Raw genomic sequence first — 15,512 nt, forward strand, 5'->3', positions numbered from 1 at the left:
CGAGCGCCGTCAGCCCTCGGGGTGGTCGCGCCCCGGCAGCCAAGACTTGCCCGGCCCGCCCCAGCTGTTCTTCCTGATGGCCTTCGCGACCTGCTTGCCGTACGGGTGCACGAGCCGGTCCGCGTAGAGGTACCCGTCGAGGTGGTCGTACTCGTGCTGGAAGATGCGGGCGAGCCATCCGTGGGCCTCGACCTCGAACGGCGTGCCGTGCTCGTCGACGGCACGGAGGAGCGCGCCCTCGGAGCGGCGGAGCGGGAACCGTTCGCCCGGGACCGAGAGGCAGCCCTCGGACTCCTCGTCCTCGTCGAGCTCCTCCACAGCCTCGGGAACGGCGGGGGTCGTCCACAGGACGGGGTTCACCGCGACGCCGCGGTGCAGGACCTCGTCATCATCGGTCCATGAGTACACGAACAGCCGCTTGCCGACGCCGACCTGCGGGCCGGCCAGTCCGACCCCGGGTGCGAGGTCCATCGTCTCGAACATGTCGGCGACCAGCGATCGCAGGTCGTCGTCGAAGTCGGTGACCTCGGCTGCACGCTCGTGCAGGACGGGTTCGCCGGAGATGCGGATCGGGAGAACGGCCATTCACCCAGGTTATCCGGCGGGGAACGGTAGCCTCGACGCGTGACGACGGACCTCCAGCTGCCCGACGCGGTGAACCTCACGCCGTTCCAGGCGCTCATGATCCCCGTCGCGCTCATCGGGGCCGTGTTCCTCTCACTGGGGGCGCAGTTCCAGAGCCGCGGGGTGCAGCGGGTGGAAGCGCGGCTCGGTCGGCAGTCGAAGGGCCTCAGCGTCCGGCACGTCGTCGGGCTGGTCTCGAGCGGCTACTGGGTGCTCGGCACGCTCATGCTCGGCATCGCCGTGGTCCTGCAGCTGGTGAGCATCACGTACGCGCCGCTCATCGTCGTGCAGCCGCTCGGCGCCGTGGCCCTCGTGATCACGACCTGGTTCTCGTCGCGGTCCTCCGGGGTGCCGCTCGGCCGTCGGGCACGGCGAGCGGTCTGGACGTGCATCATCGGCGTCGGCATCTTCGTCGGCATCGCGGCCTTCGTCGGGCACGAGAGCGCGATCACGAGCCGACAGCTCGTCACCGTGCTCGTGATCCTGGCCGTGGTGCTGGTGCTCGTGCTGGTGTCGTTCCGCCTCGTCGCGAAGCACAAGAACGCGCTGTACTACATCGTCGGCGCCGGCGTCCTCTACGGGTTCGTCGCGACGCTGGCCAAGGTCGTGCTGAACCGGTTCGTGAACGGCACGTTCGACTGGCTGACCGTGCTCGCGATCGTCGGGGTGGTCGTCGCCGCCTCGCTGGGCGGGTACTTCGTGCAGAACGCGTACTCGAGCGGGTCGGCCGACCTCGTGATCGCGGGGCTGACGGTCATCGACCCGATCGTCGCCGTCGGCATCGGGGTGATCGTCCTGGGCGAGGCCGCCGGCGCCCCGGTCTTCGCCGTCTTCGGCTTCGTCGTCGCAGCCGCGATCGCGATCACCGGGGTGTTCCTCCTCGCCAAGCACCACCCGCAGACCCGCTCCTGAGCCGTCGTCCCGTGGGGTGACGGCGTCCACCGCGAGGCGGACGCGCTGCCCGAGCGGCGTGCGGTAGCGTCGTCGAACGACCAGCAATCGCCCACGAGAGGACGACGCCAGCCGTGTCAGACGACGCCACCACCGCCACCGCCGGACCGACGGGTGCGACGGGCGGTCGACGACCGCTGCGCGTCCTCATCGCAGCGGACACCTTCGCACCCGACGTCAACGGAGCCGCGACCTTCGCCGAGCAGCTCGCCATCGGCCTCGCCGAACGCGGGCACGAGGTCCAGATCGTCGCCCCGGCGGCGAGCCGCCACTACGGCACCTTCGACGAGGAGCTCCACGGCGTGACCCTCGTCGTGCACCGCCTGAAGTCCTACAAGTGGCCGCTGCACGCGTGGCTGCGCTTCGTGTGGCCGTGGAGCGTGAAGAAGTGGACCGCCCCGATCCTCGACGCGTTCCAGCCCGATGTCCTGCACATCCAGTCGCACGTCGTCGTCGGCCGGGGCATGGTGCCCGAGGCGCACGCGCGCGGCATCCGGGTGATCGCCACGAACCACTTCATGCCCGAGAACCTCCTCGAGTACACGCCGTTCGGCAAGCGCACGGTGCCGATCGCCGTGAAGATCGCGTGGAACGACGCCGCCAAGACCTACCGGCTCGCCGACGCGATCACGACCCCGACGAACCTCGCCGCCGATTACCTGCGCCGGGCCATCGCCGGGCAGCGGGTCTTGGCGATCTCGTGCGGGATCGACGCCACGCGGTACGTCGCACGCGAGGGGCGGCCTGCGGGCAACGACATCGTCTTCGTCGGTCGGGTCGCACCCGAGAAGAACCTCGACGTCCTCGTGAAGGCCCTCGCGCTGCTGCCGTCCGAGCTCGGAGCCACGCTGACGATCGTCGGCGACGGCGAGATGATCCCGAAGCTCCGGCAGCAGGCGAAGGAGCTCGGGCTCGAGGACCGCATCCGGTTCCTCGGCTTCGTCTCGGACGAGGTCAAGCAGCAGGCGCTCACCAACTCGACCGTGTTCGCGATGCCCTCCACCGCCGAGCTGCAGAGCATCGCCTCGCTCGAGGGCATGGCCTCCGGCCTCCCCGTCGTCGCGGCGGACTCGATGGCGCTCCCGCACCTCATCGACGGCAACGGGTACCTGTTCACCCCCGGTGACGAGCACGACCTCGCGGCGAAGCTCACGGCGGTGCTGACCGCGTCGGACGAGGACTACGTCACGATGCGCGACCGCAGCCTGGCGATGATCGAGGCACACGACATCAACCGCACGCTCTCGACGTTCGAGTCGCTGTATCGTGGGGAACCGGTGGCCTGACGGTCCCCGGCACGGGGCGGTAGCCAAGCTGGTCAAGGCAGTCGGCTCATAACCGAACGATTCGCGGGTTCAAGTCCCGCCCGCCCTACATGTCAAAAGCCGACGCGGGTTCGAGCAACAGCAAGCGACCGCACCCGCCCCGCGTGCATCTCCCGAGGAAGCGCGACACTCAGCAGCAACAGGACGACCACAGCCCGACGCCCAACGTGACGTTCGAGGTGACCCGTGGTGGCACCGGCGTGCGCGTGAACGCCTTCCGGATCGGCTTCATGGGTGCGCTCGGCGTGCTCGTCGCCGTCGTCGCGGGGGCGATCGTCAACGAGCTCTCCACCGTGCTCGTCTACGTCGGCGTCGCGCTGTTCCTGGCGCTCGGCATCGACCCGCTGGTGTCCTTCCTCGAACGGTTCGTGCCGCGCTGGGTGGCCATCACCGTCGTGGTCGTCGGGGTCCTCGCCGCGTTCGCCGGGGTGGTGTTCGCGGTCGTGCCGATCCTCGTGCAGCAGGCGACGAACCTCATCCAGAACTTCCCCGACATCGTGCAGGACATCTCGAGGCAGGAGTGGGTGCAGAACCTCTCCGACCAGCTGTCCGGGTCGTTCGACATCGACCACGCGCTGCAGTCCGTGCAGTCCTTCGTCGAGAACCCCGGCAACCTGCTGAGCCTCGGCGGCGGGATCCTCGCGGTCGGCAGCGGGATCCTGACCGGTCTCACGGGCGCCGTCATCGTCATCATCCTGATGCTCTACTTCCTCGCGTCGATGCGCGGCATGAAGTCGATGACCTACCGCTTCGTCCCGGCGTCCCGTCGCGAGAACTTCATCGACGTCAGCGAGCAGATCACCCAGGCGGTCGGTCGCTACGTCGTCGGGCAGATCTCCCAGGCGCTCATCAACGGCATCCTCAGCCTGGTGTTCCTGCTCATCATCGGTGCTCCGCTGCCCGTGCTGCTGGCCTCGTTCGCGTTCCTCGGGTCGCTCATCCCGCTCGTGGGCACGCTCGCGTCGGCCATCGTCATCTCGCTGCTGTGCCTGTTCGCCTCGCCCGCGACGGCCCTCGCCGCCGCGATCTACTACCTCGTGTACATGCAGGTCGAGGCGTACGTGATCTCGCCGCGGATCATGTCGCGTGCCGTGCAGGTCCCCGGCGCCCTCGTCGTCATCGCAGCGGTCGCGGGCGGGACGATCGGCGGGGTGCTCGGCGCGCTCGTGGCCCTGCCGGTCGCCGCGTCGGTGATCATCATCGTCCAGAAGGTCATCTACCCCCGCCAAGAGCAGTCGTGACCGCCTTCGACGAGCACCGAGCCGACCGTGACCGCTGGGCGACCAGCGCTCGGGGTCCGCTCGCGCTCGTGAACGCCCAGCGTGTCGACCACGCCCAGCCCGTGTGGCCGGTCCCGGGGCAGTGGGCGCCGGCACCCGGCGGCCTGACGGTCACCGCCGACGCGGGTGACGGAGTGGTCGTCGACGGCGACCCGGTGGACGGCACCGTGCTCGTCGCCGGCGACGAGGCGGTCGTCCCGTCGGTCGTCGCCTTCCCGGACGGCCTCGCTGGCACCGTCTCCCGCGGCGCGCTGCGCGTGTGGGACCCGGCGTCCGACGCGATCGCCCGCTTCGCACGGATCGCCCGGTTCGACCACTCCGCCGCGTGGGTCACGTCCGGCAGGTACACGCCGGGTGTCCCAGGAGGCGCGGCGAGCGTCGTCGACGCAGCCGGCGATCCGCTCGAGGTCGCCGGACACGTCGAGACCACCCTGGGCGGATCGGCCGTCCGGTTGGTGGCGGTCCGCTCCGCGGCCTTCCGCGGCGCCGCGCGGCTGCAGCTCATCGTGCAGGACGCCACGAGCGCCCTGCCCGAGGGCGATCCCGGCAGCACCTACTCGATGGGCCGGTTCCTGTACCTCGACGACCCCGGTGTCGCTTCCGACGTCGAGCTCGACTGGAACCTCCTCGTCCTGCCGCCGTGCGCGTTCTCGTACCAGTTCGCCTGCCCGATCCCGCCCGCCGAGAACCGGATCCCGGTGCCGGTCACCGCGGGGGAGCGGCACCCGCTCGACGCGTCGGGGCACGTCTTCCACTGACTCTGTCGCGGTGCCTGGTGTTCCCAGCGCGCAGCCTGCATAATGGGCGTGTCCGCAAGGACATCACAATCGGATATCGATGGTTCCGAAACGAGAACCTCCAGTTCAGGTCGATGGGGAAGTCGCACCTGACGAATCGGAGGAATCGTGAACGGAACGACCACCGGGGTGCTCTACGTGCACTCCGCACCACGCGCGCTCTGCCCGCACGTCGAATGGGCGGCAGGTCGCGCCATGAGCCGCGCCGTGAACTTCTCGTGGCTCGACCAGCCCGCTCAGGACGGCGCGCGTCGGACCGAGTTCACCTGGACCGGTTCCGTCGGCACGGGTGCGGCGATCGCCTCGGCCCTGCGCGGCTGGGAGCACCTCCGGTACGAGGTCACCGAGGAACCCACCTCCGAGTCGGACGGCGGCCGCTGGATGCACACGCCCGACCTCGGGGTGTTCTACGCGCAGACCGACGTCACCGGCAACATGGTCGTCCCCGAGGACCGCGTCCGCTACGCGATGGAGGTGGCGGGGAGCAACGCCCTCGAACTCCACCGCGAGCTCCGACTCGCCCTGGGTCAGGCCTGGGACGACGAACTCGAACCGTTCCGCCACGCCGCCGAGGGCAACCCGGTCGTCTGGCTGCACCGCGTCGGCTGAGTCGCGCCTGATCCTCCGTCACGGACGCCGCCCCTCGGGGCGGCGTTCGTGCGTCCGCGGCCGCCCGCCCGCCCCGAGTCTCGCCTCGGCGGACAGTTTCGCGCTTCCGGAGCCGCGAAACCGTCCGCGGGGCCGAGTCTCGGCGCACCGACGCGGCCACACGCCACGGGCCGCGGCCGCGGGGAGCGCGCCGCGCCCAGACCGAGCAGGGACGGACGGAGGCCCGCCCCGACGACGCGGGACGGGCCTCCAGGGCCGACGGACGGGACCGACGGACCCGACGGACCGACGGACCGGACTCAGACGCTCCGGAACGCGACCACGGCGTTGTGCCCACCGAACCCGAACGAGTTGCTCACCGCGAGCAGGTCGCCCTGCGGGAGCTCGCGCGGCGCCGTGGCGACGTCCATCACGATCTCCGGGTCCTGCTGGGTGAGGTTGATCGTCGGCGGCGCGACGCGGTTGTGCAGCGCGAGGGCCGTGAACGCGGCCTCGATCGCACCGGCACCACCGAGGAGGTGCCCCGTCGACGCCTTCGTGGCGGACACCACGACGTTGTCGAGGTGGTCGCCGAACACCCGGCGCATGGCGTGGTACTCGGCGACGTCGCCCACCGGGGTCGAGGTGGCGTGCGCGTTGACGTGCACGACGTCCTCGCGCGCGGCACCGGCGTGCTCGAGCGCCTGCAGGACGGCACGGGCGGCAGCACTGCCCTCGGGGTCCGGCGCGGTGATGTGGAACGCGTCCGAGGTGATGCCGGCGCCGGCGACCTCGGCGTAGATCGTCGCGCCGCGGGCCTCGGCGTGCTCCTTGGTCTCGAGGATGAGCGCCGCGGCGCCGTCCGCGAGCACGAAGCCGTCGCGCGTGACGTCGTACGGACGCGAGGCGGTCTGGGGGGAGTCGTTGCGGCGGGAGAGCGCCTGCATCGACGCGAACGCCGCGAGGGGCAGCGGGTGCAGGGCGGCCTCGGCGCCGCCGGTGATGACGATGTCGGCCTCGCCGGTGGCGACGTGGCGGTAGGCCTCGGCGAGGGACTCGGTCGAGGACGCGCACGCCGAGAGGTAGGTGCGGGCGCCGCCGCGGGCGCCGAACTCCATCTCGATGGCGGCGGCCGGGCCGTTCGCCATGAGCATCGGGACCGTCATCGGCAGGACGCGACGGGGGCCCTTCTCACGCAGGGTGTCCCACGCGTCGAGCAGGGTGTTGACGCCGCCGATGCCGGTGGCCCAGTCGACGATGAGGCGCTCGGGGACGACGGTCTCGGCGTCGATGCCGGCGTCGGCCCAGGCCTCGCGCGCGGCGACGAGCGACAGCTGCGACGAGGGGTCGAGGCGCTTCGACTCGGGGCGGGTGAGCTGGTCGGTGAGGAACCGGCGCGCCTGGCCGGCGAACTCGACGGGGAGCTCGAGCTCGGCGTAGCGCGGGTCCTCGATGCGGGTGATGCCGGACGTGCCGGCGAGCAGCGCGTCCCACGTGTCCGGGGCGGTCGCGGCGAGGGGCGTGATCGCACCGATCCCGGTGACGACGACGGTCTTGTTGGTCATGGAACGACGTGTTCTTTCGTGAGGACGTCCGACCGCTCGTGGCGGTGCCGGACGGAGCCGGGGCGGACCGACGAACGCCGGACCGGGGCGGCCCGACGAACGCCGGACCTGTGTGGACCGACGAGTGTCGGTCCGGTGGACGAGATGAGCGCCGCGGCCCGCGGTCGGTCCGCCGGGGCCGCGGCGCTCAGGAAGCTCGCGTCAGGCCTGGGCCTTGACGATGTAGTCGACGGCGTCGCCGACGGTCTTGAGGTTCTTGACCTCTTCGTCGGGGATCTTGACGTCGAACTTCTCTTCGGCGTTGACGACGATGGTCATCATCGAGATCGAGTCGATGTCGAGGTCGTCGGTGAACGACTTGTCGGCCGCGACGGTGTCGGTCGCGATGCCGGTCTCGTCGTTGATCAGCTCGGCCAGGCCGGCGAGGACTTCTTCGTTGGACAGGGCCATGGGGATTCTCCTTGAGGGGGTGTCGTTTGACCGTGGACCAGCCTAGGGCACGCAGCGGTCGCGTGCCCGGAGGCTCGTCGGAGGGTGGCCGCGCGGGTGCGTGGCCGGGATGGGCTAGGGGAGGACGACGACCTGGGCGCCGAAGACGAGACCGGCGCCGAAGCCGATCTGCAGGGCGAGGCCGCCGGAGAGCTCGGGGTTCTCCTCGAGCAGGCGGTGCGTGGCGAGCGGGATGCTCGCGGCGGAGGTGTTGCCGGTGGTGGTGATGTCGCGCGCGATCACGACGGACTCGGGCAGGCCGAGCTGCTTCGCGAACTCGTCGATGATGCGGATGTTCGCCTGGTGCGGCACGAACGCGGCGAGGTCGGACGGCTGGATGCCGGCGGACTCGAGCGCCTCACGGGCGACCTTGACCATCTCCCAGACGGCCCAGCGGAACACGGTCTGACCGGCCTGCCGTATCGTCGGCCGCGCGGCCCCCGCTTCCCACTCGTTGTAGGTCGAGGTCATGCCGATCGCGTCCCACTTCGACCCGTCGGAGCCCCAGATCGTCGGGGCGATCCCGGGGAAGTCGCTCGGGCCGACGATCGCCGCTCCGGCACCGTCGCCGAGCAGGAACGAGATCGAGCGGTCGGTCGGGTCGACGATGTCGCTGAGCTTCTCGGCACCGACGACCAGCACGTGGTCGGCGATGCCGGACTTCACGAACGAGTCCGCCTGGGCGATGCCGTACGCGTACCCGGCGCACGCGGCGCTGATGTCGTAGGCCGCGGCGGGGGCGGCACCGATGCGCTCGGCGAGCAGCGACGCCATCGACGGCGTGGCGACGGTGTGGGTCACGGTGCTCACGAGCACGACGCCGATCTGGTCCGGCGTCAGGCCGGCCTTGGCGATCGCGTCGAGCGCGGCGGCCTCGGCGAGGTCGACCGCCTCGACGTCCTTGCCGGCGCGCATGCGGGTGATGATCCCGGTGCGCTGGCGGATCCACTCGTCGGAGGAGTCGATCGGCCCGACGAGGTCGTCGTTCGGCACGGCGTTCTCGCCGCGGGCGGCGCCGAAGGCCAGGATGCGGGTGAACTCGTGGCCGCGACGCTGCTGCAGCAACGGACGGGAGGCGCGGGTCGGCTCCGTCCCCTCGGTCGCGGTGGTCGGGATGGGGGCGTCGGTCATGCGGTTGCGTCTGCTTCCTGGCCCGCGCTCTGCAGCAGGTCGATCGCTGCGGGCAGGTCGTCGGGGGTCTTGATCGCGACGGTCGGCGTCCCGCGCAGACCGCGCTTCGCCAGGCCGACGAGGGCACCGGCGGGTGCGAGTTCGATGATGCCCGTGACACCGGCGGCTGCGAAGGACTCCATCACGGCGTCCCAGTGCACGGGGCTCTGGATCTGCTGGACCATGAGGTCGACGAAGCGACGACCGTCGTCGACACGGGAACCGTCGGCGTTCGTCCAGATCGGCAGCGACGGGTCCTGCACGGTCGCGGCGGCGGCGACCGGGGCGACACGCTCGACGGCGGACGCCATGTACCGGGTGTGGAACGCACCGGCCACGGCGAGGGGGATCACGCGGGCCTTCGCGGGCGGGTCGGCGGCGAGGGCGGCGATCGCGTCGGCGGGTCCGGCGACGACGGTCTGACCGCCGCCGTTGTGGTTCGCGGGGACGAGGCCGTTCGCCTCGAGCGCGGCGGCGACGGCATCGGCGTCCCCACCGAGGACGGCGGCCATCGACGTGGGCTCCAGCGCGGCGGCGTCCGCCATCGCCCGGCCGCGTTCGGCGACGAGGGCGACGGCGTCGGTCGGCTCGAGGATCCCGGCGACCCCGGCGGCGGTGAACTCGCCGACCGAGTGGCCGGCGACCCCGCCCACGAGGGCTCGGCGGCCGTCGGCGAGCAGGGCGTCGGCCGTGATGAGACCGGCGGCGACGATGAGCGGCTGCGCGAGCGCCGTGTCCTTGATGGTCTCGGCGTCGGACTCGGTGCCGTGGGCGGCGAGGTCGACGCCGATGGCCTCGGACCACGCCCCCACGCGGTCACGGACGGTGGCGTCCTCGAGCCAGGGGGCGAGGAAACCGGGGGTCTGGGAGCCCTGTCCGGGCGCGACGACGACGATCACCGGACAATCCTGCCCGTCGGCCCGCGCCGCACCCGTGTGGGCTTCCCACAGCGATGACCGCTCGACATTGTGCATTTCCTAGCGACGATGCGGCATAGGACGTCGTTCATCGGCGGTGCGGGATGCGACGCCGCCCGGCGGTCGACTCGGACATGGCGCCGAGGATGAGCGCCGACTGCACGATGAGGGCGTCCCGTGCGTGCGTGGCGTCCCACCCGATGATGTCCGCCACGCGGCGGAGCCGGTAGCGCACCGTGTTCGGGTGCACGAACAGCTCGCGCGCCGTGGCTTCGAGCGACCGGCCGGTGTCGAGGTAGCACCAGAGTGTCTGCAGGAGCTCCGTCGACTGGTCCTTGAGCGGCACGTAGATGCGCTGCACGAGAGCGGACCGGGCGAGCGGGTCGCCGGCGAGGGCCCGCTCCGGGAGCAGGTCGTCGGCCAGGGCCGGACGAGGAGCACCGCGCCATGCCCGCGCGACCGCGAAGCCGGCGAGGGCGCCCTTCGCGCTGGTGGACGCGTCGACCACGCCGGGCACCTCGTTGCCGAGGACGAGGTGTCCCTCGCCGAACGAGGGCTCGAGCGCCTGGGCGATGGCGGTGAAGGACACCGGCTCCTCGCCCTCGGGGACGTCGTCGCGCGGCGTGGCACGGCCGATCACCACGACGAGGCGGGAGCCCTGCACGCCGATGAGCACGTCGGCGTCCATGTGCCGCGCGGTGCGACGGATCTGGTCGACCTCGAGCTGCTTCGGCGCGTTGCCGACCAGGACCGCGACCTCGCCGTGACCGTGCCAGCCGAGGGCCGCGATGCGCGACGGGAGTTCGTCGTCGTACTCGCCCGACAGGATGGAGTCGACCACGAGGGCCTCGAGCCGGGCGTCCCACAGCCCACGGGCCTCGGCCGCGCGGGCGTAGACGTCGGCGGCCGCGAAGGCGATGTCCCGCGAGTACTTGAGGATCGCCTCCTGCAGCATCTCGTCGTCCTTGGCGCGTTCCTCGACCACGGTGACGACCACGCGGATGAGCTGGAGCGTCTGCTGCAGGCTCACCGAGCGCAGGAGTTCCCGCGGCGCGGAGCCGAAGACGTCCGCCGCGGCGATCCACGGGGTCGACGCGGTGCCCTCGAGCCAGCTGATGAACGAGGTGATGCCCGCCTGGGCCACGAGCCCCACGGCGGAGCGTCGGCCCGGAGGCATCTCGCTGTACCAGGGGAGGGTGTCCTCGAGCCGCTTGATGGTGGCGGTGGAGAGTTCCCCGGACACCTGACGGAGCCAGGAGAGCGCCCGCTCGCGCGCGCTCTCCTGGCTCTCGGAGTCCGGTCGGACCGACGTCACTCGCTGATCAGCTCTCGCCGCCCGCGCTGCCCGTGGTGCCGGCGGTCACGTCGTGCAGGCGGTACTTGTCGATCGCCTGCTGGACGAGCGCGCCGTCGACCTTGCCCTGCTTCGCGAGCTGCTGCAGCGTCCGCACGACGACCGAGGGGCCGTCGATGTGGAAGAAGCGGCGCGCTGCCGGACGGGTGTCCGAGAAGCCGAAGCCGTCGGCGCCGAGGGTGGCGTAGTCGGTCGGGACGAACGGGCGGATCTGCTCCTGCACGGCGTGCATGAAGTCGCTCACCGCGACGACCGGGCCCTCGGTGCCGAGCAGCCGCTCGGTCACGTACGGGGTGCGCGGTGCCTCGTTCGGGTTGAGGAAGGCGTGCTGCTCCGCGTCGAGACCGTCGCGGTACAGCTCGCCCCAGCTCGTGACGCTCCAGACGTCGGCCGACACGCCCCAGTCCTCGGCGAGGAGCTGCTGCGCCTCGAGGATCCACGGGACGGCGACACCCGACGCGAGCAGCTGGGCCTTCGGGCCGTCGTGCTCGCTGCGGTTGAGCAGGTACATGCCCTTGACGATGCCGTCGACGTCGATGCCCTCGGGCTCGGCCGGCTGGACGATCGGCTCGTTGTAGACCGTCAGGTAGTACATGACGTTCGGGTCGGCGTGCTTGGCGCTGCCGTCCTCGTTCGTGCCGTACATCCGGTCGAGGCCGGCCTGGACGATGTGCCCGATCTCGTAGCCGTACGCGGGGTCGTAGGACACCACGGCCGGGTTCGTCGTCGCGAGGAGCAGCGAGTGGCCGTCGGCGTGCTGCAGGCCCTCGCCCGTGAGCGTCGTGCGACCGGCGGTGGCGCCGATCATGAAGCCACGGGTCATCTGGTCGCCGGCGGCCCAGATGGCGTCGCCGGTGCGCTGGAACCCGAACATCGAGTAGAAGACGTAGACCGGGATGAGCGGCTCGCCCTGCGTCGAGTACGAGGTGCCGACCGCGGTGAACGCCGCGAGGGCGCCCGCCTCGTTGATGCCGACGTGGATGATCTGTCCCTGCGGGCTCTCCTTGTAGGCGAGGAGGAGCTCACGGTCGACCGACGTGTAGTGCTGGCCGTTCGGGTTGTAGATCTTCGCCGTCGGGAAGTACGCGTCCATGCCGAACGTGCGTGCCTCGTCGGGGATGATCGGCACCACGCGGTCGCCGAAGTCGGGGGAGCGGAGCAGGTCCTTCAGCAGTCGGGCGAACGCCATGGTGGTGGCGATCTCCTGCTTGCCGGAGCCCTTCTTGACGACCTGGTACTTCGAGTCCTCGGGGAGGGTGATCGACGTGTACTTGGTGCGACGCTCCGGCACGTACCCGCCGAGCTCACGCCGGCGCTCGTGCATGTACTGGATCGCCTCGTCGTCGTTCCCGGGGTGGTAGTACGGCGGCGTGTAGGGGTTCTCCTCGAGCTGTGCGTCCGTGATCGGGATGCGCATCTCGTCGCGGAACTGCTTGAGGTTGTCGAGCGTGAGCTTCTTCATCTGGTGCGTCGCGTTGCGCCCCTCGAAGCTCGGGCCGAGGCCGTAGCCCTTGACCGTCTTCGCGAGGATGACGGTCGGCTGACCCTTGTGCTCGGTCGCGGCCTTGAACGCGGCGTAGACCTTGCGGTAGTCGTGCCCACCGCGCTTGAGGTTCCAGATCTGGTCGTCCGTGTAGTCCTTGACCAGCTCGAGCGCCTTCGGGTCGCGCCCGAAGAAGTTCTCGCGGACGTACGCGCCGTTCTCGGCCTTGTACGTCTGGTAGTCGCCGTCCGGTGTCTGGTTCATCAGGTTGAGGAGCGCACCCTCGGTGTCGCGGGCGAGCAGGTCGTCCCACTCGCGGCCCCAGACGACCTTGATGACGTTCCAGCCCGCACCGCGGAAGAACGCCTCGAGCTCCTGGATGATCTTGCCGTTGCCGCGGACCGGACCGTCGAGACGCTGCAGGTTGCAGTTGATCACGAAGTTCAGGTTGTCGAGGCCGTCGTTCGCGGCGACCTGGAGCTGTCCGCGCGACTCGACCTCGTCCATCTCGCCGTCGCCGAGGAACGCCCAGACCTGCTGGTCGGAGGCGTCCTTGATGCCGCGGTTGGAGAGGTACTTCGCCTGCTGCGCCTGGTAGATCGCGTTGATCGGGCCGATGCCCATCGACACGGTCGGGAACTGCCAGAAGTGCGGCATGAGGCGCGGGTGCGGGTAGGACGAGAGTCCGCCGCCGGCGTGGGACTTCTCCTGCCGGAAGCCGTCGAGCTGGTCCTCGCCGAGGCGCCCTTCCATGTAGGCACGGGCGTACATGCCGGGGGACGCGTGCCCCTGGAAGAACACCTGGTCGCCGCCGGACGGGTGGTCCTGCGCGCGGAAGAAGTGGTTGTAGCCGACCTCGTACATGGCGGCGCTCGACGCGTAGGTCGAGATGTGGCCGCCGACCGCGATCCCGGGGCGCTGCGCGCGGTGCACGGTGATCGCGGCGTTCCACCGGATCCACCGGCGGTAGCGGCGCTCGAGCTCCTCGTCGCCCGGGAACTCGGGCTCGTTCTCCGGCGCGATGGTGTTCACGTAGTCCGTGGTCGGGACCATCGGCACACCGAGGTGCAGTTCCTTGGACCGCTTGAGCAGGCTCAGCATGATCTCGCGGCCACGCTGGTGGCCGTGGGTCTGCACCAGCCCGTCGAGGGACTCACGCCATTCGGCGGTCTCCTCCGGGTCCTGGTCGCTGCTGCCGTGGCTGTACGGGTCCTGGTCGTTCACCGTCACCCTTGACCTCGTTCGTTCTCGTGGTGGTGGACATGGCGGGCCACCGGTTGGTCGGGTCACGACCGGATGGGGCCCCGACCACTCTAGGCCCCCGCACCGACCCAGAGGCTGATGGTGACGTGTGGGTGGACAGGTGCTTGCATTCGGGTGACGTCGGCGTACGATTGCCGATCGTGCACACGCGACCCGTGCGTGCGCGAGGACACCGGGCACACCCCACGCCCGAGGAAGAAGCAACGCACTGATGGCACTGGAGATCGGCTCGCTCGCGCCGGACTTCGAACTCCCGAACCAGTTCGGGGAGCACGTTCGCCTCAGCGACTTCCGTGGCGTCCGCCCGGTCGCGCTGGTCTTCTTCCCGCTCGCGTTCTCGTCGACCTGCACGAACGAGCTCTGCGCCCTCCAGGACAACATCGCGATGTTCCAGGACCAGCGCGTCGAACTCGTCGGCATCTCGGTCGACTCGAAGGCGACGCTCCGGTCGTTCGCCGAGTCGAACGGCTACGACTTCGAACTCCTCGCGGACTTCTGGCCGCACGGCGCCGTCTCGAAGGAGTACGGCGTCTTCCTCGAGCACAAGGGCTTCGCCACCCGCGCGACCTTCGTCATCGACGTGCAGGGTCGCATCAAGGCCTCGATCATCTCCGAGCCGGGCGTCGCCCGTGACGTGACGGAGTACAAGGCCGCGCTCGACCGCCTGGCGGCCTGCGCCGCACCAGTCCCCGTCGGCTAGCGTTCCGAACACCTCCTGAGGCGACGCACGACGCGTCGCGGACCGGAGGCACGGTGCACGCCGTCGACGACCGCCCACCCGCGCGGGTGGTCACCGCCGAGCCGTACGCGCCGTTCCCGGTCACCGCCGACGCCGACCGGTGGGGCCTGCAACGCACCGTCGTCCCGACGGACGTCGGCCCGGTCGTCGTGCACCACCGACCCGGTCCCGCCGCGCTGCTCCTGCTGCACGGTGTCGCCGGGTCGTGGACCACGTGGACCCCGCTCCTGTCGGCGGCGGACGGCATCGACGACCGCGGCCTCGTGCTCGTCGACCTGCCGGGCTGGGGCGCGTCACCGGTACCGGTCGAGCCGCTCGGGGTCGACCGGGCGGCGTCGGTGCTGACCACGGTGCTCGACGCCCTCGCGGTCCCGGACGTCGACGTCGTCGGCCACTCGATGGGCGCCTTCGTCGGCATGCACCTGGCCGTCGTGGCACCCGGACGCGTGCGCTCCGTCGCGCTCGTCTCCGGCACGACCGTGGCGACCGCCGGAGCGTCCCGGCACCCCGTGCGCGGGCTCCTGACGCTCCCCGCGTTCACGCTGCTGCGGGCGGGCCTCGCGATCACCGGGGAGACGGCACGGCCGCTCCTGCGCGGACTCCGGGCGATCGGCCTCCTGCCAGTCCTCGCCGCTCCCGTCTTCTCGCACGTGCGCCGGCTCGACCCGAGCGTGCTCGAGGCGTTCGTCGACGAGCTCCGTCCGGCCGGCTTCACCGGAGCCGCTCGTGCCGCGGCCGCCTACGACCTGGACCGCTGGCGCGGCGTGACGTGCCCGGTCACGGCGATCGCCGGGCGGGACGACGTGTTCGCCCGGGTGTCCGACCTCGCGGCGCTCCGGGGCCTGCTGCCCGACGTCCGGACGGTGCTGCTCGACGACTGCGGACACTTCGCCCACGTCGAGCACCCGACCGCGGTGGCGCGCACGCTCGACCTCGTCCGGTCCGCACGTCCGTCGTAGGCTCCGGG

At 70.9% G+C, this 15,512-nt stretch carries 14 protein-coding genes and 1 tRNA gene; 8 read left to right on the top strand and 7 right to left on the bottom strand.

What is annotated here, in order from left to right:
* Window positions 1-9: 9 nt before the first annotated feature.
* Window positions 10-585, bottom strand: a complete 576-nt coding sequence (gene def / locus BJK06_RS15970; protein ID WP_070418714.1) for a peptide deformylase — start codon at window positions 583-585, stop codon at window positions 10-12.
* 39 nt (window positions 586-624) lie between these two features.
* On the opposite strand from def, the gene BJK06_RS15975 reads away from it, so the two are divergent.
* From BJK06_RS15975 to BJK06_RS16000, 6 genes are all read left to right on the top strand, one after another.
* The gene (locus BJK06_RS15975) at window positions 625-1,536 is read left to right on the top strand and encodes a DMT family transporter (RefSeq protein ID WP_181015106.1); all 912 of its coding nucleotides are present in this window, start codon (window positions 625-627) and stop codon (window positions 1,534-1,536) included.
* 113 nt (window positions 1,537-1,649) lie between these two features.
* Window positions 1,650-2,861 (top strand): glycosyltransferase, encoded by a 1,212-nt coding sequence (locus tag BJK06_RS15980; RefSeq protein WP_070418715.1) that lies wholly within the window; start codon window positions 1,650-1,652, stop codon window positions 2,859-2,861.
* 13 nt (window positions 2,862-2,874) lie between these two features.
* Window positions 2,875-2,949 (top strand) — tRNA-Ile (locus BJK06_RS15985).
* 55 nt (window positions 2,950-3,004) lie between these two features.
* Window positions 3,005-4,141, top strand: coding sequence for an AI-2E family transporter (locus tag BJK06_RS15990; protein ID WP_229085312.1), 1,137 nt, complete (start codon window positions 3,005-3,007; stop codon window positions 4,139-4,141).
* Window positions 4,138-4,938: a DUF1684 domain-containing protein gene (locus BJK06_RS15995; protein ID WP_070418716.1), complete on the top strand. Its 801-nt coding sequence runs from the start codon at window positions 4,138-4,140 to the stop codon at window positions 4,936-4,938. Before BJK06_RS15990 ends, BJK06_RS15995 begins: the two co-directional genes overlap by 4 nt.
* 168 nt (window positions 4,939-5,106) lie before the next feature.
* Window positions 5,107-5,586 (top strand): DUF3145 domain-containing protein, encoded by a 480-nt coding sequence (locus BJK06_RS16000; RefSeq protein WP_083295326.1) that lies wholly within the window; start codon window positions 5,107-5,109, stop codon window positions 5,584-5,586.
* Between the two features lie 299 nt (window positions 5,587-5,885).
* Here the strand turns inward: BJK06_RS16000 and BJK06_RS16005 are convergent, their stop codons facing one another.
* The 6 genes from BJK06_RS16005 to aceE all read right to left on the bottom strand — a co-directional run bounded on the left by BJK06_RS16005 (window position 5,886) and on the right by aceE (window position 13,773).
* Complete coding sequence (locus tag BJK06_RS16005) at window positions 5,886-7,130, bottom strand: beta-ketoacyl synthase (protein WP_070418717.1); 1,245 nt, start codon at window positions 7,128-7,130, stop codon at window positions 5,886-5,888.
* A gap of 201 nt (window positions 7,131-7,331) precedes the next feature.
* Window positions 7,332-7,580 (bottom strand): acyl carrier protein, encoded by a 249-nt coding sequence (locus BJK06_RS16010; RefSeq protein ID WP_022903951.1) that lies wholly within the window; start codon window positions 7,578-7,580, stop codon window positions 7,332-7,334.
* 114 nt (window positions 7,581-7,694) lie between these two features.
* Window positions 7,695-8,750 carry a beta-ketoacyl-ACP synthase III gene (locus tag BJK06_RS16015; protein ID WP_070418718.1) on the bottom strand — a complete coding sequence of 352 codons (1,056 nt, stop codon included), beginning with the start codon at window positions 8,748-8,750 and terminating at the stop codon, window positions 7,695-7,697.
* Window positions 8,747-9,688, bottom strand: a complete 942-nt coding sequence (locus BJK06_RS16020) for an ACP S-malonyltransferase (protein WP_070418719.1) — start codon at window positions 9,686-9,688, stop codon at window positions 8,747-8,749. The genes BJK06_RS16015 and BJK06_RS16020 overlap by 4 nt, the downstream gene beginning before the upstream one ends.
* 106 nt (window positions 9,689-9,794) lie before the next feature.
* The gene (locus BJK06_RS16025; RefSeq protein WP_070418720.1) at window positions 9,795-11,021 is read right to left on the bottom strand and encodes a CdaR family transcriptional regulator; all 1,227 of its coding nucleotides are present in this window, start codon (window positions 11,019-11,021) and stop codon (window positions 9,795-9,797) included.
* 7 nt (window positions 11,022-11,028) lie between these two features.
* The gene (gene aceE, locus BJK06_RS16030) at window positions 11,029-13,773 is read right to left on the bottom strand and encodes a pyruvate dehydrogenase (acetyl-transferring), homodimeric type (RefSeq protein WP_070418721.1); all 2,745 of its coding nucleotides are present in this window, start codon (window positions 13,771-13,773) and stop codon (window positions 11,029-11,031) included.
* A gap of 244 nt (window positions 13,774-14,017) precedes the next feature.
* Between aceE and BJK06_RS16035 the strand changes: the two genes are divergently transcribed.
* The gene (locus tag BJK06_RS16035) at window positions 14,018-14,506 is read left to right on the top strand and encodes a peroxiredoxin (RefSeq protein ID WP_070418722.1); all 489 of its coding nucleotides are present in this window, start codon (window positions 14,018-14,020) and stop codon (window positions 14,504-14,506) included.
* Window positions 14,507-14,559: 53 nt separating this feature from the next.
* Window positions 14,560-15,504, top strand: coding sequence for an alpha/beta fold hydrolase (locus BJK06_RS16040; RefSeq protein ID WP_181015107.1), 945 nt, complete (start codon window positions 14,560-14,562; stop codon window positions 15,502-15,504).
* Window positions 15,505-15,512: the final 8 nt, after the last annotated feature.

This window comes from Curtobacterium sp. BH-2-1-1 (assembly GCF_001806325.1).
GTDB lineage: Bacteria > Actinomycetota > Actinomycetes > Actinomycetales > Microbacteriaceae > Curtobacterium.